Genomic DNA, 20,833 nt, shown 5'->3' with positions numbered 1-20,833 from the left:
ACAAAATACAGGTCTTAATTTCCACCACCTGTGCCTATTCGCTTTATCTCCTCTTCGTTACCGGTACGATGGGTTTCCGTTGCTTTTACCGAGGTTTTTCCAAAACGATAGCTAAAGGTAAGCCTTGCTACCCGGCTCTCTACTTTATCAGTTATAGTAAAATTAAGGTTCTGATAATTAATGCTGCCTCTATCCTGAAGTGTATTAAATATATCACTAACATTTAATCTTAAACTCCCCCGTTTATTAAACATTTGTTTGCCAATGCCAGCATCTACCCGGTATCGGGCCATATTTTGATTAATGCCATAAAAATTAGGCGATTCATATTCACCTGAAAGTACAGCTGTTATGGTTTCACTTATTTTAAAGCTTTGAATGCTGTTAAAAATTATGTCCTGCGTACCTTTATTAAGGTTGCCGTGTTGAGGGTAAGCAATATACCGCTGATAGGATGCATCAACACGAAAGTAAGCATTCCACCAAGCGGTAAATACCACAGGGGCCGAAAACTTAATTCCATAATTATAAATTGTTCCCAAATTCGTTTGCGTTTTTACGCTTACTTTTGTACTATCGTTTTGCACATAAAATCCAAAATCGTAAGCATTGCTTATTATAGATGTGTACAGGCTGGTTGTAATAGTTTTCTTATAAGTATGTGATAGCTCAATTGAGTTAGAATATTCAGGGCTTAAATTTGGATTGCCTGCCCTGTAATCATACGGATCAACATAATATAAAAATGGATTAATTTCCTCATAAGCAGGCCTTGTAATACCACGGTTATAGCTTAATGAAAAATCGTTTTTATCATTCTTTTTGTAAATTAATAAAGCTTGTGGAAACAGACTGAAATAACTCCGGTCTATCCTGGCATTCATAGTTACTGAATTGCCATTGGCACTGGTTTGCTCGCCGCGTAAACCCATGGTAAGGTAAACCTTGTTAAATTTATTTTGATAATTAACGTAAGCCGCATTTATATTTTCGGTGTAATAGAAATGATTGCTCAAGTCGGGGTTTGGCACATATTCCCCGTTTACTTCGGGCCCAAAAACCAAATCATTATTGCTGGATGCATGGCTGAATTTAGCCCCCGCCTCCAAAGTAGAATTTTTTGAAAGGGGTGTACTAAAATCAAGCTTTGAAAGCCAGATCTTAATTTTTGATGGTGATAAGTTTTCCAATAATTGCGGATTACGATAAGCGTTAAAATCCGCATCGTAAAAACTATTAGTGATATACTCCCCCGAGTTACGGCTAAATGCTGTGTAGTTTAAATCAGCAGATAATGTGCTGCCTGCTTTATCAAGTTTCCCGTTATAGTTTAAATTATAGTTTATTTTGCTGATATGCCGTCCAAGTTTTGATTCGGCTGTGATTATTGAATCCAATACACCCTGGTTACTGATCTTTAAAGTATTATCTTTTGTAAAATCATCCTGCCTTGAAAAACCATTTATTATAAATCCTATGGTTTGATTAGGGGTTATAAAATAGTCGGTCCCTAAGTTAAAAGCATTGTTTTCGGTTTTTTGAATACCCTTATAGTCAACATGATAATTGCTTATAACATTATTGAAATCAACTATTCTGCTTGTTATAAAGTTGTGGAAGGTTTTATCGGCAGTAAAGTTATAATTTCCGAATATGTTAAGCTTGTCCATACGGTCGTTAAAGGTTATGCCTATATTGCTTTTGTAGTATTTTCCATAACCCACCGTAGCAGAAACCGCACCATTAGCGCCAATATTGTTTCCTTTTCTTAATACGATATTTATGATGCCACCGCTGGATGCATCATATTTGGCCGACCCGCTGGTTACAAGTTCAATTTTTTCTATTACGTTTGATTGAATGCTGCGCAGGTAAGCTACCAGATCCTCGCCTGTTAAGTTTGTTGTTTTGCCGTCAATAGTAATTAAGGCGCTTTGTCGCCCAATAATACTTATGTTGTTACTGTTATCAACACGTACCCCCGGCGATTGTCTCAATATTTCAAAGGCCGAGTTACCCTCTGCTGTTAAACTATTGGGGATATTTAGTGTAATTTTGCCCGGCCTTACTTCAATTTCGGGCCTGGTACTTGTTATGGTAACTTCCTTTAGCTGGTTTGCTGATGGCTTTAATATAATTTCTGCTACTTTAAGCGTTTGATCCTGCTCAAGATGGTAAGGGCCGGCATATATTTTATTGTATCCAATGGATGTTGCCAACAGCAGGTAATTATCAGGAAAAACTTCATCAAAGCTATATTTCCCGTTTTTGCCGATAATGGTTGAGCTTATTATGGATGAATCGCGTGCTTTTAATAAAATGATGGTTGCTGATTCGGCCGAAGTATGGCTTTCTGTTACTACTTTACCCTGTATAGATGAAAGAATTACCTGCGCATGCACATCATTAAAAAAAAGAACAGCAAAGAACGCTGATAATAAGCACCCGGGAATAACCTTCATTAATAGATATTGTAGAGATTTACTATAAATTTACCTTTAAATTAAATTCGCTACAACATAGTAACAAAAATTAACTTGATTAAAAAGTGTATTTTAACGAAACGTGGGTTATAAAAGTTGCCAAAACCATATATTAAAAATTTGCTTTAAGCCAATTATTCACCCCAAATTAACCAAAAACTCAAATAAACTGGTTATTTAGTTACACCATTTTTAACGGATACTGCTATTGCTCAATACTTTAATTTTGAAAGCGTTATTTATTGATCCATAATACTTTACACAATTTGATTACTTTCTTTATTCCTGTAAATTTACAGCGGCCATCAGCATATTAATGAAAACACCTGTTTATGAACTACAATAAACCCCAGCTGCGTACTGTTAATGTGCAGCGTTACGTGACGCCATTGCGCGAAGGCGGTTCGCTGCCTGCCATTGCCGAGGCTGATGACGGATTTTTATATGTGCTTAAGTTCAGGGGTGCCGGGCAGGGCGCGAAAGCGCTGATTGCCGAACTGATAGGCGGCGAAATTGCCCGTGCCTGCGGATTAAAAGTACCCGAAATAGTTTTTGCCAATCTTGATGAAGCCTTTGGCCGTACCGAGCCTGATGAAGAAATACAGGATCTGTTAAAGGCCAGCGTTGGCCTTAACCTGGCATTGCATTATCTTTCGGGAGCTATTACCTTCGATCCTGCGACTACCATTGTTAATGCTCAACTGGCTTCGCAAATAGTTTGGCTTGATTGCCTGCTTACCAATGTTGACCGCACCCCGCGCAACACCAATATGCTGATGTGGCATAAAGAGCTTTGGCTTATTGACCATGGAGCGGCTTTGTATTTTCACCATTCGTGGCACAATTGGGAGGAAGCAGCAAAGAAGCCATTTTTACAGGTAGCAGACCATGTATTATTACCACAGGCCACGCAGCTGGATGAAGCGGATGTTGAATTTAGGGCTATATTGACGGAAGACCGCATCAGATCAATTGTAGACCTTATTCCCGATGAATGGCTTACGGGAGAGTCATCATTTGAAACACCGGAACAATACCGTGAAGCATATACCCAATTTTTAATGATAAGAATAGCACATTCAGAAATTTTTGTAAAAGAAGCACAAAATGCAGCAGAAGCACTTATTTGAATATGCCGTTATCCGCGTAGTACCCAGGGTAGAGCGCGAGGAGTTTTTGAATATAGGCGTGATATTGTATTGCGCCAAACAAAAGTTTCTCCAAACAAAATACCAGCTGGACGAAGCACGCCTGCAGGCCTTTTATACCGGTTTGGATGTTGCGGAGCTAAAGGAACACCTGTGCTCGTTTGAGCGTATTTGCCAGGGTGATAAAGAAGCCGGGCCAATTGGCAAACTGGATATTGCCTCGCGCTTTCGCTGGCTTACCGCCACCCGCAGCACGGTGCTGCAAACCTCAAAAGTTCATCCCGGGATGACTGAAGATGCATTACTAACGCTCAGCAGGTTGTTTGACCAGTTGGTGTTGTGAGGGAAGTTATCTAAAAGTATTATTCAGGTTATGGTGACAACACCAACAGCGGGAGAGCGAATATAATAACTATTAATTAGCAGGCATCCGCAAAGTAAAACAGGTGTTCTCGTCTGTAGAAACCACATCGATAATGCCTCCATGCGCCCGGGCTATTTCTGAGGCAATATATAAACCCAGCCCCAAACCCTGCTGACCTGGCTTAACTTCACCGCGGGAGAATGGATGAAAAAGTCGCGCCATGGCAGCATCCGGTATTTTTTCACCGGCGTTCATAATGGATAATGTAAATCCGCCATTAGCGCTTGTTGCTTCAACCATTATTTCCCCGTCTTTTTTACCATGCGTAAGTGCATTACCTAAAAGGTTTGAGAAAAGCTGTGCCAGTCTTTTGCCATCACAACAAACAGATTGGATAAGGTTAAATCTTGTTTCAATAATTATCCCGGGCCATAGTAATTGCAATTCAGTTACCACCTGATTAAGGATCTTTTCAACCGGTTCATCCGGCTTACAATTCAGCACAATACCCTCACCAAGGCGACCGCGGGCAAAGTCAAGAATATTTTCGATCAGCCCCTTCATCCTGTATGACGAATCCTGTACAATATGAGCAAGGCGGGTGGTTCGTTCATCCATCGGCATCCGTAAAAGCAATTGTGCTACGTTTAGCACTGCTCCAACCGGGGTTAACAGATCATGGCCCAATATGGCAATAAACTGCTCGCGCAGTTCTGCTGTTTTACGTTCTTGCAAAAGTTTGGTTTCGGCAAAGTTTACTTGTTCAATTGCGTTTAAATGAAACGAGATCAGATCGGCAAATAAATTAAACATGCCAACAGTCTCAATCGTGTTTAATTTATTTGGTTTAGGATCAATTGCGCAAAGTGTGCCGAAAAAAACGCCGTCTTTACGGTATATTGGGACAGAGATATAGCTTTGAAAGCCATACAAAGCGGGTGTATGATGATTATAAAAGGTTTCATCCTTATCAACATGATCAATAATAACCGCATTTCCGTTTTGCCTTATCTCATGGCAAATAGTTGTTTCCAACTTTAATTCCCCGCCCGGTTCAAGTCCGAATGCTATTTCATCGCGCACACTGCAGGCTACCCATTTTTCTTCGGTAACCCTGGCAATGGCCGCAAAACCCATGCCTGTGGTACGGCAAATAACTTCCAGTAATTTTGGTACTATCGGGATGCTGCTTATATCTTCAACATCTTGCTGAATACTTGACAAACTCTTATTAATTTAATTTTTTACCTAATACAATAATACGCTTATTTAAGCTCTAAATTTGCATTTAATGTGCTAAATAAATCAAACTTTCAACCGTAGTTGAAATCCGCATAGCCTATTTTTTCCCTTCCTCATTCTCAGCTTCCAAACGTACTTTCTTTAAATCAACGCGTGCCAGGGCGAACAGGCTCATATAAACATTGGCTACAAATACCAGTGCGAAACCAGCAATGAGGTAGCCGCGCCAGTCGGTAAATAATAGTTTATAGTTGGTGATGAAAAGCATGATGATGGTTACATAATGGCTAAAACAATACTCGCAGGTAAACAGGTAAAAGAATTTTCGCCCGGCAAGGGTTTTAGCGTTGTTACAGCGGTTTAGGCAATACTCCCGTGGCTCCCTGAAAACTTCCTCGTGGGTTACTGTCCATGCTATACAGGCTATTGGGATAGCCAATAAAAACAGCCAGGCAACCTGCGTACTTAATTCCATATTTGTAGAATGCAAAATGGCCGGAAATGTTTGAGTTAATTGCGGAATGCGGAGCGCTGATTGCGGAATGGTTTGATGCCGGAATCCGGATGTTTTTCAATCTGGAAATGCGAAATTTAATTGCGGATACCCGTTTAAGGCCTTTTTTTTACGCGACCAAAACTCGTTTCTTCATAGAAAGTAATTAGCTTGGCATTCCACTACCAAAATTGCAACTATAGCATTATTAACCTTCACATGGTAATTTGATTGAAATAAGCAAAAGCTGCGTGATTTTTACTAATTTCGGGATTGCAAATTTCCCTTTCTGACCATACTTAAATGAAGAAAATTATATTTTTTGTTGCTGCCCTAATATTAACGGTAAAAGCTATGGCACAGGCAGAGCCTGCCAACTACGCTGCCACTTTAACCAAATTTACACAGTATTATAATCATGATCAGCCGGATAGCATTTTCAGCATGTTTAGCTCCGAAATGAAAACGGCTTTACCGATAGATAATTTTAAACCAACAACGGTTCAGTTAAAATCGCAATACGGCAACCTTATAAAAACCGATTTTGTAAGGATCAGCCAATCGCTTGCAGTATACAAGGCTACATTTCAAAACAATACTTTTTTACTGAACATTGCTTTAAACGCACAAAATAAATTAACCGGCCTGCTATTAAGCCCATATACTGAAGATAAAACCTCACGAGATATAACATTTGATCCCTCATTGGATGAAACGCCTATATTATTAAAAACCTTAACGGGCACCATATCGGGCTCATTGGTTATTCCTAAAAATCCGTCGGGGAAAATTCCGGTCGTTTTAATTATAGCTGATGCCGGCCCTACAGACAGAAATGGCAATAATGAAAAAACAGGTATATCAGCCAATACTTATAAAATACTGGCCAATGACCTGGGTAAAAACGGGATAGCTTCCGTTCGCTATGATAAACGCCTTGTTGGTGAAAGTATGACAAAAGGCAAAGAGTCAGAATTGCGGGTTGAGGATTATAGTGATGATGCCATGGGCCTTGCCAATATGTTAAATGATGATCCCCGGTTTTCAAAAGTTATATTCTTTGGGCATGGAGAAGGCGCATTGGTTGCAGCATTAGCGGTAAATGATTCGCCGGTTAAAGGCTTTATAAGTGCCGAATGGAATGCAGAAAAAGCTGATAAAGTACTTACCGATCAATTAAAGTCAAAGCCGTTGTTTCAACAGGATGAATTTAAAGCATTTATGGACAGCCTGAAAAAGGGTAAAACCACTCCGAACATTGACCCGGCCTTATATTATATTGCCAGGCCAAGCATTCAGAATCTCATAATGTCGTTATGCAGGTATGAGCCCTTAAAAGGTATAAAAAGAATAAAAGTACCTGTATTAATTATCCAGGGCACTACAGATAAAATTGTTGCTGCTGAGAGCGGGCAAAAGTTAAAAAAAGCAAAATCAGATGCCATACTCCTTGAAATAAAAAACATGAACCATATTCTAAAAGATGCCCCTGCTGATGATGAGCAAAATGTGGCAACCTACAGTAAACCGGAGCTCCCCTTAAAGCCCGAACTTATACCCGGGATTGTGGAATTTATAAATAAGGTGCGGTAGATATAAAAAACCTCTCCTTTGGGGAGGGTGGGGTGAGGCTATTTCCAATCACCCAAAATCCTTCTTACAGCAACTATCTCGCCTATATGGTATGAATTATGATCGGCTATTTGTAAGGCTTCGCTTAATATAGTTTGTCCAACACCATGTTCCAAAGGCTGATAGATGTTGCTGTGCTCCAACAGCTCAATAAATTCGTCTAAATCACTTTCTATTTGCTCTATTGAACCGTTCCAGGCATCATCACCAGCAGGCTCACTTTCTTTTGGCCAGTATTCGTCGGGCCAATTTGGCGATTTGTGGTCGGCGTCTTTACTAAACTGCAGCATGTCCCATTGTGCTATGCGGATATGATCAACCAGTTGCCAAATGCTATAAGGCATATTATCGGGCTTTACACCCCGCAGCCTGGGGTTTAGCCCCTTTATGGCATCTTGAAATGAGGCGTGTGCATTGCCGCCAAGCAGTAATTTGGTTAGTTCGCTTACTAATGTTTTATGCTGATTATCCATTTTGCTAAAATTTATAACTTAACAAATATTATCAAAATTGGTTGAGAAAAATTCAACGGTTATAGTTTGCAGCCCTTTACAGCCTTATTTGTAAAAGTTATATAGATGTAATTAGATTCTTTTAATTTATTTCGGCTAAATGTTTTAAGTTTATCAACTTAATATTAAACAGATCCCCCGGTGATAAAAAAACTATTATTTATGGCCTGTCTTATTTACTCGGTCCTTATCGGATGTAAAAAAGACGCCTCATCCGCAGGCCCCTTGCAAGGCAAGGACGACACTGCATTTGCTGTTTATGAAAACTCTTTTTTGGAAGGTTTATGGAAACTAAACCCCGACTGGGCAACCTCGGTTGGCTACCATAAATATGATAGCTTACTGCTTGTGCCTGATGATAAAAGCAGGGATAAGATGATGACCTATGCCAAGGTACAGATAGATTCATTAAGCAGGTTTGATGTTAATACACTATCAGATGCTAACCGGATGGATTATCACATGATGCAAAACCAGATGGAATTAATAGAATGGAACCTGCAGCAATTAAAAGCATATCAGTGGGATCCGTCGCAGTACAATGTTATCAGCACATTTGCTTACATCCTTAATGAGCATTATGCACCGCTTAATAAACGGCTGCGCAGCTTTTATCAAAGAATGACCAACATCCCGCTTTATTATAAAGCGGCAGAAAAAGAGATAAAAAATCCTGTTGCCGAACTTACCAGCCTGGCTGCCGATCAGCACCTTGGCGGAGTTGGCGTATTTGAAAAAGACTTTGCCGATTCATTAAAAAAATCAACTATACCGCAGGCCGAGCAAAAACAAATGTTAGACCGTGCCCGCATTTCTGCCGATGCCATAAAAGCTTATGCCGCATGGCTGAAAGCTTTAAAGAACGACAAGCCGCGTGGCTTTAAACTGGGTAAAGATCTTTATGAATCAAAATTTAAGTACGAGATCCAGTCGGAATACAACGCGCAGCAGATCTTTAATGCCGCAGTTGAACGCAAAAAATACCTGCACCGCGAGATGACAAAGATCAGCAAAAAGCTATGGCCCAAATATTTTGGCACTAAACCTTTGCCTGCCGATTCTTTGAATATGATTGCACAGGTAATAGATACGCTATCTTCAAAGCATGCTGAACAGGGTGAATTCCAGTCGGCAATTGAAAAACAGATCCCTAAGCTTACGGCTTTTGTAAAATCAAAAGACCTCGTAACGCTCGATCCTTCAAGGCCGTTGGTGGTACGAAAAGAACCGGGTTATATGGCAGGTGTAGCAGGTGCATCCATGAGTTCGCCCGGACCGTACGACAAAGAGGGCAATTCCTATTTCAATGTAGGCAGCCTGGCTAATTGGCCTGCAGATAAGGCCGAAAGCTATTTACGCGAGTATAACAATTATACGTTACAGATCCTATGTATCCACGAGGCTATACCTGGTCACTATGTGCAATTGATATATGCCAATAAATCGCCGAGTATTATTAAATCGGTATTTGGCAATGGCGCCATGGTTGAAGGCTGGGCCGTTTATAGCGAAGAAATGATGCTGGATAATGGTTTTGGCGGCGATGAGCCCGAGATGAGGCTGATGTGGTATAAATGGCATCTGCGCTCGGTTTGTAACACCATTTTAGATTATAGTGTTCACTCACAAAATATGACACGGCAGGATGCCTTAAAACTGCTCACGCACGAAGCTTTTCAGCAACAGGCAGAAGCCGAGGGGAAATGGAAAAGGGTAAGTGTAAGCAGCGTACAGCTGGATAGCTACTTTACAGGTTATAAAGAAATAATGGACCTGAGGGAAGCCTACAAAAAGAAAATGGGTGAAAAATATAAATTAAAAGAATTTAACGAGAAGTTTTTAAGCTACGGCAATGCCCCGGTAAAATATATAAAGGAATCCATGCTGGCTAAAGGACCAGTTATTGGTAGTATAAGTGGAAAATAGTTTACTATTGAGCAGTATAAAGTGAACAGCTTTTGCTTATTAAATTATACACCCCAGCTACTGGTACAAAAATTGCATCTTATAAATGCTATATTGCGATAATTAAAAGCTGATTTGCATATTTAATTTTCAATAAATAATAAATTAATTTATAATTACATTACACCACATACAGTTAGTGAATATTTTTTTTCTCAAAAAAGCTCACAATATTATAAATGGCACGATTTTATTTTAAGTCAACCGCGTAATAATTACCCTGTTTTGGGGAATTTATTGCGCACATTTCCCATTATTCTCACTCGCCGCTTTTCTCAAAAAAAATAAACATTCCAATCAACTTGCAGGGAGGCACTTTTATACAGAAAGGTATGATTTTTGCGTTTATATTATAATAAATTATTATACATTTTCCATTCACTCTCAAATTGGCATTATCATGAGCACACTTGCAATTATAGGGATAGCTATACAGGCAGTTCCAGTGTTTTTTATCGTAAGAACTGGCATCAACATGATAAAAAATAAAACCCTGTATTAATAGGGTCATATATTTTTTTTGTGGCAAAATACCATAGTTATAAACTCCTGCCGAAATAGCAGGAGTTTTTTTATTTTTTTGAAACCTTAATTTATTACTCCCCGTATAAGAACCCGAGTGAAAATTAATGATAATACTTATTTCAGAATAGCCGGGGTTGAGAGCCTGGCTATTCTTATTTTATTCAAAGCTGTCCTGGTATAATGCGCCCTCTCCCTTGTTTATAATCGTCATTTGGTAAGGCTAAACTCATAGTTTGTTATCTTAGCGCAACCAAATCAAAATAATGAAACATCTTCTATATATGCCGCTGCTATTTATTGCTGTAAACTATTGCCATGCGCAAAAGTTTAAACCTGCATTAAATTTAACAAAGGGCAACACTTATTACCTTACTACAAATGCCAATTCAGCCATTGTACAAACGGTAAGTGGCCAGCAAAACAAGGTTAACCTGGCCTTCAATTTCAGGATGGCGTTTAAAGTGATCAGCATAGCTGATACTGTATACAACATGGAAGTGAGCTACCAGGCGCTTAGCATGAAAATGGAAATAGCAGGCAATAACATCGACCTGGATTCAAAAAAGAACGATCCACAGGACGTGCCCTCCTCAATTATTGCTGCCATGATGAACAAGCCTTTTAACCTTGAAATGACCAAAACCGGTAAAATAAAATCGGTACAAAATATTGATAAAATGGTATCGGCAGCAATGGAAAGCTTTCCGCAGATTGATGCAGCTAAAAAAGAACAGGTTAAAGCACAGTTTATGCAATCATTCGGGCCAAATGCCTTCAAAGGCAGCATAGAAATGGGGACTGCCATTTTTCCTGATGTACCGGTTGCCAAAGAAGATAAATGGACGGTTAAAACGCAGCTTGAAAGTCCGGCAAAAGCTGCTGTTACTATAAATTACCAATTAGCCGATATAATTGAGGGAACCTACCTTATTCATGGCGAAGGCACAATAATTACAGATAAAAACGCCGGACCGGTGCAGATAAATGGCTTGCCCGTAAAATATAATCTTAATGGCTCATTAATATCTGATATAAGAGTTGATAAAACTACCGGATGGATCAACGAGGTAAAAATGAAACAGGTAATGATGGGTGATATGCAGATCCTTGATAACCCACAGGTTCCTGGTGGAATGACGATACCGATGACGTTTAATACGGACGTGAATACTACGGGGAAGTAAGCAGGCCCCGCAAAGTAGCCTACAAGACAAACAACCTGTAGACTGATCCGCCACTTAAAGTACAACCAAATTTTGTACTTTTAAAACTTAACCTTAACTAAAAGCTTTTCTATCAATTACTTATCAGTTGAGTGCTTAGCATACGGGCCACAAGCCGGAAACGATTGCGGCAGCGGGGAAACAACAACCTATTAAACATATTTATTTTTCGCTAAATGAAAAGAAAACTGATATTAGTAAGTAAGATAACGGTTGTTACATTTGTAATATGTTGTGCTTATAATAATTTCTTTACCAAGGGAATGCTGACAGGAATATATATTAATCAAAACTATCATTATACCCCCAATCGGGTTGAAATTCCGTATGCTCCAGACACCTTAACGCTTTTAAAAAACAATCAATTTTTTAGTAATTATTGGGGTATAGGGTCATATGAAATATTTTATACGCTCGGTGGAACAGAAATCGAATTGACTTACAATTATAGATATGGAAAAGCTGGCTATCGAACTTCTATTAAAAGAATAAATTTTGGAATGCCCAAAATAATTTTAGATATTGATCGGGATCATTACTACGAAAAATTAGAATAATATGTTACTGGTGTACGCTTAACGTGGATCTTGCGCAACGACTGCTTTAATGAACAAATAACCCCGCTCTCGCATACGTCCCCGGCTTGTGGCCCGCAGGACAGGTAGCCAACAAGCAAAGTAGCCTACAGGACAAATAATCTGTAGGCTAATCCACCACTTAAAATACAACCAAATTTTGTACTTTTAAAAACTTAACCTTAACTAAAAGCTTTTCTATCGATTACTTATCAGTTGGGTACTTAGCATATGGGCCACAAGCCGGGGACCTTGCGCAGCGAGAGAATTCATGTGAAAAATTAAAGAATGAAAAAGGAAATTATAAATTTCAGTTATAAGCTAATTTTTGCGGTTTGCGCGTTGTATTTAACATTCCCGCTATTAAATAAACATGTTTATCATATTTCATTTTTTTATATATTTATGGGATATTCGTTAGTTGCTGCACTTTTACGAGCTTTTGTTTCTGAAGAAAAGGAAAATTTGATAATTTTAATAACCTGTATATTATTAATTGTAATTATACTAGTACTCAGATTTATTTACCTATAGGTAATTTTATTATAATGCTTAGTTAGAATTTTAAACAATTTTTACACTGCCGGGATAAAGACTTTATCTCCCGCTGCCACAAGGTACTGTCATATAAACAAGCTAAGCTACACGAGCCTTTCCAGTATATAAACTAAAAATAGCCTAAGCTTTATAGGCAAAGGCTATTTTCACTCCCCTTTAGGGCCTGGGGCCCTACCTCCAATAGCCATTAACCCAAACATATCCCCTGTGGCTATGTCTCCAACGACCTTCTACCCAAACGGCACGGGGACGTGGCGGCTGAGCCCAATAACCCTGACGGTATACATAAGTTCTGCCGGATGGAGCCCATTCTTCTGAAACCCAAACATGGCGCGGTGTAGGACGCGCTGGGCGAACCACAACGGCTGTCCGCGGACGACCCAAACGTGCCCTTACAATAACTTGTGCACTACTGCTTGCCACCGCAAACAATGATATAGCTGATGCCAGCATTAATACCCTTCCGTACTTTTTCATAGTAAAATTTATTTTGTTTTTTTATTAAGACGATGCAGAACTGCGAGGGTTTAAAAAAACATTAAAAATTCAATTCTTCCATTTTCAAATCAACACGTCGCCAAATTTTCAAATTAAAACTTATCTTCGCTTATATGTCACCGGCCGAAGCAAAAACCCGAATTGAATCCCTTTCGTCTGAATTAAAACAGCACAATTACAATTATTATGTGCTGGCAATGCCTACTATTGCCGATTTTGATTTCGATAAAAAACTGGAAGAACTGAACGCGCTCGAAAAGCAGTTTCCCGAATTTGCCGACCCTGATTCGCCCACCCAAAAGGTAGGCGGCGATATCACCAAAGATTTTGTTACCGTTAGGCACAGGTGGCCAATGCTGTCATTAGGCAATACTTATAATGAGCAGGAACTGATTGATTTTGACCAGCGCATCCGTAAAGCTATCGGCGATAATTTTGAGTACGTGTGCGAGTTAAAGTTTGATGGTTTATCCATGAGCCTTACATACGAAAATGGCAACCTGGTACGTGCAGTTACCCGTGGCGATGGCATCCAGGGAGATGATGTTACCACCAACGTACGCACCATTAACACCATCCCTAAACGATTAAAAGGCGGTAATTACCCGGATCAGTTTGAGATCCGCGGCGAGGTGTTTATGCACCTGAAAGCTTTTGAGCGGTTAAATAATGAACGGTTGGAAAATGGCGAGATGACTTATGCTAACCCCCGTAACTTTGCGTCGGGAACCATAAAAATGCAGGATTCAGCCGAAGTGGCACGCCGTCCGCTGGATTGTTTCCTATATTTTCTTTACACCGAAAAGCTTTTGTTTAGAACCCATTGGGAAAGCTTGCAGGCTGTAAAAAGCTGGGGGTTTCATACCAATGAGCACAGTAAATTATGCGGCACTATTGATGAGGTTTTTAACTTTATTAACTACTGGGATAAAAAGCGCTTTGATTTAAGTTATGATATTGATGGCATAGTAATAAAGGTGAACAGTTATGCCCAGCAGCATGAGCTTGGCTTTACGGCGAAATCGCCACGCTGGGCTATTGCCTATAAATACAAGGCCGAGCAGGTGCAAACCGAGTTGCTGAGTGTTAGCTACCAGGTTGGCCGCACCGGGGCGGTTACTCCTGTTGCCAATTTAAAACCGGTACAACTTGCCGGCACTACCGTTAAACGGGCAACGCTGCATAATGCCGATGAAATTGAAAAACGCCTGAAGCTACATGAGCATGATTGGGTATTTGTAGAAAAAGGCGGCGAGATCATCCCAAAGATCATCAGCGTAAACCTTGACAAACGCGATCCCTCAGCAAAAGCCATACATTATATTACCCATTGCCCGGTTTGCGGCACGCTATTGATCCGCAAGGAAGGCGAAGCAGCGTCCTATTGTCCTAATGATGAGGGCTGCCATCCGCAGATAGTTGGCAAAATGCAGCACTTTATAAGCCGCAAAGCCATGAATATTGATGGCCTTGGCGACGAAACCATTGAAACGCTGTACCAAAATAAGTTTATAAGCCATATAAGTGATATTTATGGACTTAATACACATAGCGGGGAGTTAAAGAAGATGGGCCGCTTTGGCGAAAAATCCATCAATAACATGCTGGACGGTATCGAAAAATCAAAAGAGATGCCTTTTGAGAAAGTGCTGTTTGGACTCGGCATCCGGTATGTTGGCGAAACAGTAGCTAAAAAGCTGGCGGTCCATTTTAAAAATATTGACAACCTTATGGCTGCCACTTTTGATGAGCTGATAGCCGCAGAAGAAATCGGCGAACGTATTGCGCTAAGTATTATTGAATACTTTAGCAATCAAAGTTATAAAGACGAGATTCAAAAACTAAAAGATTACGGCCTGCAGTTTGTAACTGAGGAGAAAGAGTTAAACCTTGCCAGTGAAAAGCTTAGCGGTCAAAGTTTTATTATATCGGGTGTTTTTGAAAAATTCTCGCGGGATGAGCTGAAGGATATTATTGAGCAGAATGGCGGTAAAATATTAAGCAGCATTTCGGCCAAATTGAACTACCTGGTGGCCGGCGATAATATGGGCCACGCTAAATTAGAGAAAGCCCAAAAATTAAATATTCCTATTATAAGCGATGCAGATTTGCTTGAAATGATAAGTTAAGCATAACTTTAATTCATGTTAATTTAACTTTTGGTTAGTGTTTTGACATAAACAGATATTTATGCATCTATTGTGTCAATTTAACGCAAAAAATTTCCATATTAATATATAAACTTCTATATTAGCGGCTTCATATGGCGGGCTTCCTGCCTGCCTATTGTGATAAGGTTTAGGTTAAAGCCTCCAAGCAGCGAGTGTGAGGAGGCTTTTATTTTTCCGTATATTATTATATCCTTTAATATATCTTATTCCCATTTTCCATCCTGGTTTATTCTTTACACTAATTAAACACCGCATAATTTTTTATGCCTTTAAGTGTAACACCTGTAGCTTTTCATCATCAAAGCGTCTTTAACAATAATTAACTAAAACGCCCATTTAGGTTCAATAAAATTATTTGAACTTAGCGTAAAACCATCTAAATGAAATTCATTCTACCTTTCACCCTTTGTATAATCATCAGTCTAAGTGTATTTTCACAACAGGTTACCATAAGCGGCAAGATCACTGACGAGCACAATAAAGCTATTCCGTTTGCCAGCATCTACATAAAAAATACAACCAAAGGCACATCAGCAAATAGCGAAGGCGAATACGGCCTGCAATTAAAACCCGGCACTTATGATGTGCAATACAAAGCGGTTGGCTACCAGCAGCAAAACCGTAAAATTGAGCTGAACAAAAACCAATCGATTAATATTGTTTTACAAACCGAAACCTACCAGATTGGCGATGTGGTTGTTAAAGCAGGCAGCGAAGACCCTGCTTATGCAATAATCCGCAAGGCGATAAAGAAACGCAAAAGCCACCTAAACGAAGTTGATGCTTACACCTGTGAGGTTTATATAAAAGGTTTGCAAAAGCTATTGGCAGCCCCTAAAAAGTTCCTGGGCTTTGATGTGCAGAAGGCTACCCGCGAGATGGGCCTCGACTCCAACCGCAGGGGTATTGTTTACCTTTCGGAATCTGAATCTAAATACAGTTTTATGAAGCCCGATAAGGTGCACGAGGAACTCATCTCGTCAAAAGTATCGGGCAGTAACCAGGCATTTAGTTATAACCGCGCGTCTGATATCCAGGTTAATTTTTACCAGAACATACAAAACTGGGGCGGCTTAAGCCTGCGCCCGCTGGTATCACCCATTGCAGATAATGCCATGTTTTATTACAACTATAAATACATAGGCGTTACAACAGAAAACGGTGAAACTGTTGATAAGATAAAGGTTATCCCTAAACGCAGCTACGATGCCTGTTTCCAGGGGTATATTTATATCCTGGAGGATAGTTGGCGCATTTATGGACTTGACCTTTTTATCACCAAAAAACAAAATATAAACTTTGTTGATACACTAAAGGTAAGCGAGCAGTTTTTCCCGGTCAACCCGCAGGCATGGATGCCATCATCGGTTAAATTTGAGTTTACTGGCGGTTTACTGAGCTTTAAGATTGGGGGATATTTTATTTCGGTTTATAAAGATTATGACCTTAATCCCAGCCTAAATAAAAAACAGTTTAACGAAGTAATGCGGGTTACCAAAGGGAGTAATAAAAAAGATTCAGCCTATTGGGCAAATGAAAGACCTGTTCCGCTAACCGAAGAAGAAAAAACAGATTATACAAAAAAGGCAGTGCTGGCTAAAAAGCGTGAATCAAAACAATATCTCGACTCGCTTGATAAGGAAAATAATAAATTCAGCCTACCCGACCTCGCATACAAAAATTACCGTCACGCTAACCGTTATGATCATGAATATTATAACCTTGATGCTATCTTACCATCTATCAGGTTTAATACCGTACAGGGCTTTAATATCAACTATGGAGCGTCATTCAGCAAGCAGATTGACAGTACAACCAATAAATATTTAGTTATTGGCGCAAAAGCGGGTTACGGATTTTCTGACCATAAATTAACCGGCAATGTGTACGCCGGGGTACCTGCAGGCTCTTATAACCTGGGCTTTAATGCAGGCTCTGAAATAGTCGACCTTAATAATTACACCCCTATTTCACCATTAATTAACTCGGTTTACAGTTTGTTTGAGCGGCAGAACTACGAAAAGCTTTATCAAAAGCAATATGTATCAGTATCTGCAAGCAAACGCATTACCGGTGGATGGATGGCAAGCGGCTATGCTGAATGGGCCGACAGGAAATCGCTCAATAACACATCAAACTACAGCTTTTTTAACCCGGGCAATAGGGAATACACTTCAAACAATCCATTTACACCAGCCTTCGGTAGTCCGCTTTTTACTGATAATCAATCATTCAAGGTGTCGGTGCGTACAACTTATGATTTTAGCGACAAGTATGAAACTTACCCTACCGGGAGAAGGTATCTGCCGTCAAAATATCCAACAATCGGCTTAACCTATACCAAAGGAATTAAAAGCCTCTTTGGTTCTGATGTTGATTACGATTTGCTTACTGCCGATATCTCCAAATCAAATATTAATGCCGGTGTATTTGGCCAAACATCTTTTTTTATTGGTGCAGGTAAATTTTTAAATAACAACAGTGTTTTTTACCCTGACTACAAGCAATTTGCCGGCAACCAGGTATTGTTTACCGGTACCGGCATCAATCGTTTTTTACTGCTTAACTATTACACCTACAGCACCTATACTAAATATATCGAAGGCCATTTGGAACAAAATTTCTCCGGCTTTTTCCTTAATAAGATCCCGTTGATAAGGAAGTTGAAACTCCAGGAAATTGTAGACGTCAACTACCTGTCGACCCCTACCCTGAAAAATTATACAGAGCTAGGCGTTGGCGTGCAGTATCTTGGCTTCAGACTTATGTATGGTAAATCGTTTAACAGTGGCAGCAATACAAATTCAGCTATCAGGATCGGGGTGAGCTTTTGATTGGTTCAGTTGATGGTTCATAGTTTACAGCCGGAATACTGCCAACTAACCCGTGGTTTGTATCCTCACAGACCATCTATCTGGAGGCAATGCTGCTTTGAAAACTATCTTTTTAAATATTAAAGTATTTAATGATAACTAAACCTTAACTTTTGATATTTGTCGGGATGAAAGAAACCAGGCTTAGGGAAATTGCACTATTGTTTCTGAAATTAGGTACTACAGCCTTTGGAGGTCCGGCTGCGCATATCGCAATGATGCACCAGGAAGTAGTTATCAAAAAGAAATGGCTAACAGATCAGCATTTTCTTGACCTGATTGGCGCTACAAACCTTATACCGGGCCCAAACAGCACCGAAATGGCTATCCATGTAGGCCATGAACGCGGAGGGTGGAGAGGGCTTATAATTGCAGGGTTTTGTTTTATTATGTCGGCTGTATTAATAACCGGCACTTTAGCATGGCTGTATAAAAGCTATGGGCAAGTACCGCAAATTCAGCCTTTTTTTATGGTATTAAACCCGCAATTATAGCTGTGATCCTGGCGGCAATATACCCGCTTGCCAAAAAATCCATTCAAACTGTTGAACTGGGCATTATTGGGATTATCGCCTTAATATTAAGCTGGCTGGGCTATTCAGAGATCTTCGTATTATTCGGGGCAGGTTTTGCAGCAATGGGGCTGGCTGCCATAAGGCTGAAACGAATAAACACTGCTGTCACTTTTATGCCACTTTTTATACCCGGAAACAGCGGTTTTTTTAGCCAGGTGAATATGAGCTTGTTTTTATCATTTTTAAAGATTGGCGCTATTCTGTATGGCAGCGGTTATGTTCTGTTTGCCTTTCTTGATTCAGAGTTGGTTGCAAAGGGCATTATAACCCGCCAGCAGTTAATTGATGCCATTGCTGTGGGTCAGTTTACTCCCGGACCTGTTTTCTCAGCTGTTACTTTTATCGGCTTCCAAATCAACGGGATCAGCGGGGCCATTATATCAACAATAGGAATCATTCTTCCGTCATTTGTGTTTGTGGCTTTACTAAACCCATTGGTTCGTAAAATGAGGGGCTCAAAATTATTTGCTGCATTTTTAAATGCCGTTAATGTAGCATCAATAGCACTGATCCTGCTTGTTTGTTATCAACTGGGAAAAGATGGTATTAATAACTGGCGAACAATATTGATAGCCGTTTCCAGCATTTTTATTCTCTTAAAATTCAGAAAGATCAATAGCGCTTTTATTGTGCTGGGCGGATCATTAGCGGGCTATCTTTTACTGTTAGTTTAATTATTTCGCTAAAAGCAGATTTCGCTTTACCCTCTGTCTGTAAAAAAACCATGAACGATGAATCATCAACTATGAACATTTATTATCTTAGCACCCTTTAATAAATAATATGAATAAATTTCACGGAACTGGGGTTGCAATAATTACTCCTTTTCAGGCAGACGGACAGGTTGATTACGAGGCTTTAGGAAAGCTCATCAACTATTTAATTGATGGAGGGTTGGAATACATAGTTTCATTGGGAACAACCGGTGAAAGCGCAACCCTGAGCAATGATGAGCGAAAGAAGGTTTGGGAATTTACTTCAAAGGCTGTTAATGGCCGTATTAACCTGGTTGCAGGCATTGGCGGTAACAATACACACGAAGTTGTTGAGCAAATAAAAAGTTTTGATATCGCAGGGTACGATGCCATATTATCGGCAAGCCCGCATTACAATAAACCAACCCAGGAAGGTATCTATCAGCATTATAAAGCAATCGCCGAAGCTTCGAAATTGCCAATTATATTATATAATGTGCCCAGTCGTACAGGCAGCAATATAAGCGCTGAAACAACTATAAAATTGGCGAACGACTTTAAAAATATCATAGCCATTAAAGAAGCGTCGGGTAATTTTGACCAGCTTAACCAGATAGCGCGCGATAAACCGGAAGGTTTCCTGCTGATCTCAGGCGATGATCCTATTAGTTTGCCAATGATAGCGTTAGGTGGTGTGGGTGTCATATCTGTTGTTGGAAATGCTTTACCAAGGCAAATGTCTGACATGATCAGAACCTGCCTTGCCGGCGATTTTAAATCGGCACAAAAAACGCATTCGCAGTTAATTGATTTTACGCGTTTAATGTTTGTTGAAGGCAGCCCTGCCGGAGTAAAAACTGCACTTAAACATTTGGGCGTCTGCGGCGATACTGTACGTTTACCATTGGTACAGGTTAGCAGCGGCACAGCAGAAAAAATTATAGCAGAAACAAAGAAAATAACCGGATAAAATTCCTTCAGGTCATTGCAATGACCTGAAAATATAACCAACTAAAAAACCCGTTACGAACGTATCGTAACGGGTTTTTAATAAAGTAAAGAATATTTTTTCTTTTACTTAGGCTTGGTTTTTTGCCTCTTGCACTTCAAGGCGAATTGCTTGTGCTAAATTTTTGAGGTCTTGCATACCTTTTCTTACACGGGTACCAGCTGCGCTGTTGCCCTTGTTGTAAAATTTGTCAGCATCTGCTTCCAAAGACGCCACTAGTTCTTTTACTTCATTAAATTTTTTCATTTCAGTTACTCCTTTTTTTTAATATTGAGGTTTATTGTTTTATGAA

The 20,833-nt window shown here is 39.8% G+C and carries 17 protein-coding genes; 11 read left to right on the top strand and 6 right to left on the bottom strand.

Features of this window, described 5'->3' with window-relative positions; genetic code table 11:
• Nucleotides 1-14: 14 nt before the first annotated feature.
• Complete coding sequence (locus JWQ54_RS14075) at nt 15-2,462, bottom strand: TonB-dependent receptor (RefSeq protein ID WP_299585727.1); 2,448 nt, start codon at nt 2,460-2,462, stop codon at nt 15-17.
• A gap of 353 nt (nt 2,463-2,815) precedes the next feature.
• Between JWQ54_RS14075 and JWQ54_RS14070 the strand changes: the two genes are divergently transcribed.
• Nucleotides 2,816-3,613, top strand: coding sequence for a HipA family kinase (locus JWQ54_RS14070; RefSeq protein ID WP_299585725.1), 798 nt, complete (start codon nt 2,816-2,818; stop codon nt 3,611-3,613).
• On the top strand, nt 3,591-3,974 hold the full coding sequence (locus JWQ54_RS14065; RefSeq protein ID WP_299585723.1) for a DUF3037 domain-containing protein: 384 nt from the start codon (nt 3,591-3,593) through the stop codon (nt 3,972-3,974). The genes JWQ54_RS14070 and JWQ54_RS14065 overlap by 23 nt, the downstream gene beginning before the upstream one ends.
• Nucleotides 3,975-4,046: 72 nt before the next feature.
• Here the strand turns inward: JWQ54_RS14065 and JWQ54_RS14060 are convergent, their stop codons facing one another.
• A complete protein-coding gene (locus JWQ54_RS14060; protein WP_299585721.1) occupies nt 4,047-5,219 on the bottom strand; it encodes a GAF domain-containing sensor histidine kinase in 1,173 nt (390 codons plus the stop codon).
• 115 nt (nt 5,220-5,334) lie between these two features.
• Nucleotides 5,335-5,712, bottom strand: a complete 378-nt coding sequence (locus JWQ54_RS14055; RefSeq protein WP_299585719.1) for a hypothetical protein — start codon at nt 5,710-5,712, stop codon at nt 5,335-5,337.
• Nucleotides 5,713-6,033: 321 nt separating this feature from the next.
• Between JWQ54_RS14055 and JWQ54_RS14050 the strand changes: the two genes are divergently transcribed.
• Nucleotides 6,034-7,323, top strand: a complete 1,290-nt coding sequence (locus tag JWQ54_RS14050) for an alpha/beta hydrolase (RefSeq protein ID WP_299585717.1) — start codon at nt 6,034-6,036, stop codon at nt 7,321-7,323.
• A gap of 38 nt (nt 7,324-7,361) precedes the next feature.
• Here JWQ54_RS14050 and JWQ54_RS14045 read toward each other — a convergent pair whose 3' ends face one another.
• Nucleotides 7,362-7,835, bottom strand: coding sequence for a DinB family protein (locus tag JWQ54_RS14045; protein WP_299585715.1), 474 nt, complete (start codon nt 7,833-7,835; stop codon nt 7,362-7,364).
• A 201-nt stretch (nt 7,836-8,036) separates the two neighbouring features.
• On the opposite strand from JWQ54_RS14045, the gene JWQ54_RS14040 reads away from it, so the two are divergent.
• The 3 genes from JWQ54_RS14040 to JWQ54_RS14030 all read left to right on the top strand — a co-directional run bounded on the left by JWQ54_RS14040 (nt 8,037) and on the right by JWQ54_RS14030 (nt 12,144).
• Complete coding sequence (locus tag JWQ54_RS14040) at nt 8,037-9,800, top strand: DUF885 domain-containing protein (protein WP_299585713.1); 1,764 nt, start codon at nt 8,037-8,039, stop codon at nt 9,798-9,800.
• Nucleotides 9,801-10,627: 827 nt separating this feature from the next.
• Nucleotides 10,628-11,548 carry a DUF6263 family protein gene (locus JWQ54_RS14035; RefSeq protein WP_299585711.1) on the top strand — a complete coding sequence of 307 codons (921 nt, stop codon included), beginning with the start codon at nt 10,628-10,630 and terminating at the stop codon, nt 11,546-11,548.
• A gap of 215 nt (nt 11,549-11,763) precedes the next feature.
• Nucleotides 11,764-12,144, top strand: coding sequence for a hypothetical protein (locus JWQ54_RS14030; RefSeq protein WP_299585709.1), 381 nt, complete (start codon nt 11,764-11,766; stop codon nt 12,142-12,144).
• A gap of 747 nt (nt 12,145-12,891) precedes the next feature.
• On the opposite strand, the gene JWQ54_RS14025 is transcribed toward JWQ54_RS14030, so the two are convergent.
• Nucleotides 12,892-13,197, bottom strand: a complete 306-nt coding sequence (locus JWQ54_RS14025; protein ID WP_299585707.1) for a hypothetical protein — start codon at nt 13,195-13,197, stop codon at nt 12,892-12,894.
• 134 nt (nt 13,198-13,331) lie between these two features.
• Here JWQ54_RS14025 and ligA point away from each other — a divergent pair, with 134 nt between their 5' ends.
• From ligA to dapA, 5 genes are all read left to right on the top strand, one after another.
• Nucleotides 13,332-15,347, top strand: a complete 2,016-nt coding sequence (ligA, locus tag JWQ54_RS14020; protein ID WP_299585705.1) for an NAD-dependent DNA ligase LigA — start codon at nt 13,332-13,334, stop codon at nt 15,345-15,347.
• A gap of 422 nt (nt 15,348-15,769) precedes the next feature.
• Nucleotides 15,770-18,223, top strand: a complete 2,454-nt coding sequence (locus JWQ54_RS14015) for a DUF5686 and carboxypeptidase regulatory-like domain-containing protein (protein ID WP_299585703.1) — start codon at nt 15,770-15,772, stop codon at nt 18,221-18,223.
• 167 nt (nt 18,224-18,390) lie between these two features.
• On the top strand, nt 18,391-18,756 hold the full coding sequence (locus tag JWQ54_RS14010; RefSeq protein ID WP_299585701.1) for a chromate transporter: 366 nt from the start codon (nt 18,391-18,393) through the stop codon (nt 18,754-18,756).
• A gap of 2 nt (nt 18,757-18,758) precedes the next feature.
• Complete coding sequence (locus JWQ54_RS14005) at nt 18,759-19,511, top strand: chromate transporter (RefSeq protein ID WP_299585699.1); 753 nt, start codon at nt 18,759-18,761, stop codon at nt 19,509-19,511.
• Nucleotides 19,512-19,620: 109 nt separating this feature from the next.
• Nucleotides 19,621-20,502, top strand: a complete 882-nt coding sequence (gene dapA / locus JWQ54_RS14000) for a 4-hydroxy-tetrahydrodipicolinate synthase (protein WP_299585697.1) — start codon at nt 19,621-19,623, stop codon at nt 20,500-20,502.
• A 108-nt stretch (nt 20,503-20,610) separates the two neighbouring features.
• Here the strand turns inward: dapA and JWQ54_RS13995 are convergent, their stop codons facing one another.
• Nucleotides 20,611-20,787, bottom strand: a complete 177-nt coding sequence (locus JWQ54_RS13995; RefSeq protein WP_299585696.1) for a histone H1 — start codon at nt 20,785-20,787, stop codon at nt 20,611-20,613.
• Nucleotides 20,788-20,833: the final 46 nt, after the last annotated feature.

The organism is Mucilaginibacter sp. (assembly GCF_028288225.1).
Classification (GTDB): Bacteria; Bacteroidota; Bacteroidia; order Sphingobacteriales; family Sphingobacteriaceae; genus Mucilaginibacter.
Note: the sequence above shows the minus strand (reverse complement) of the source record. Positions and strands in the feature narration are given on the sequence as shown.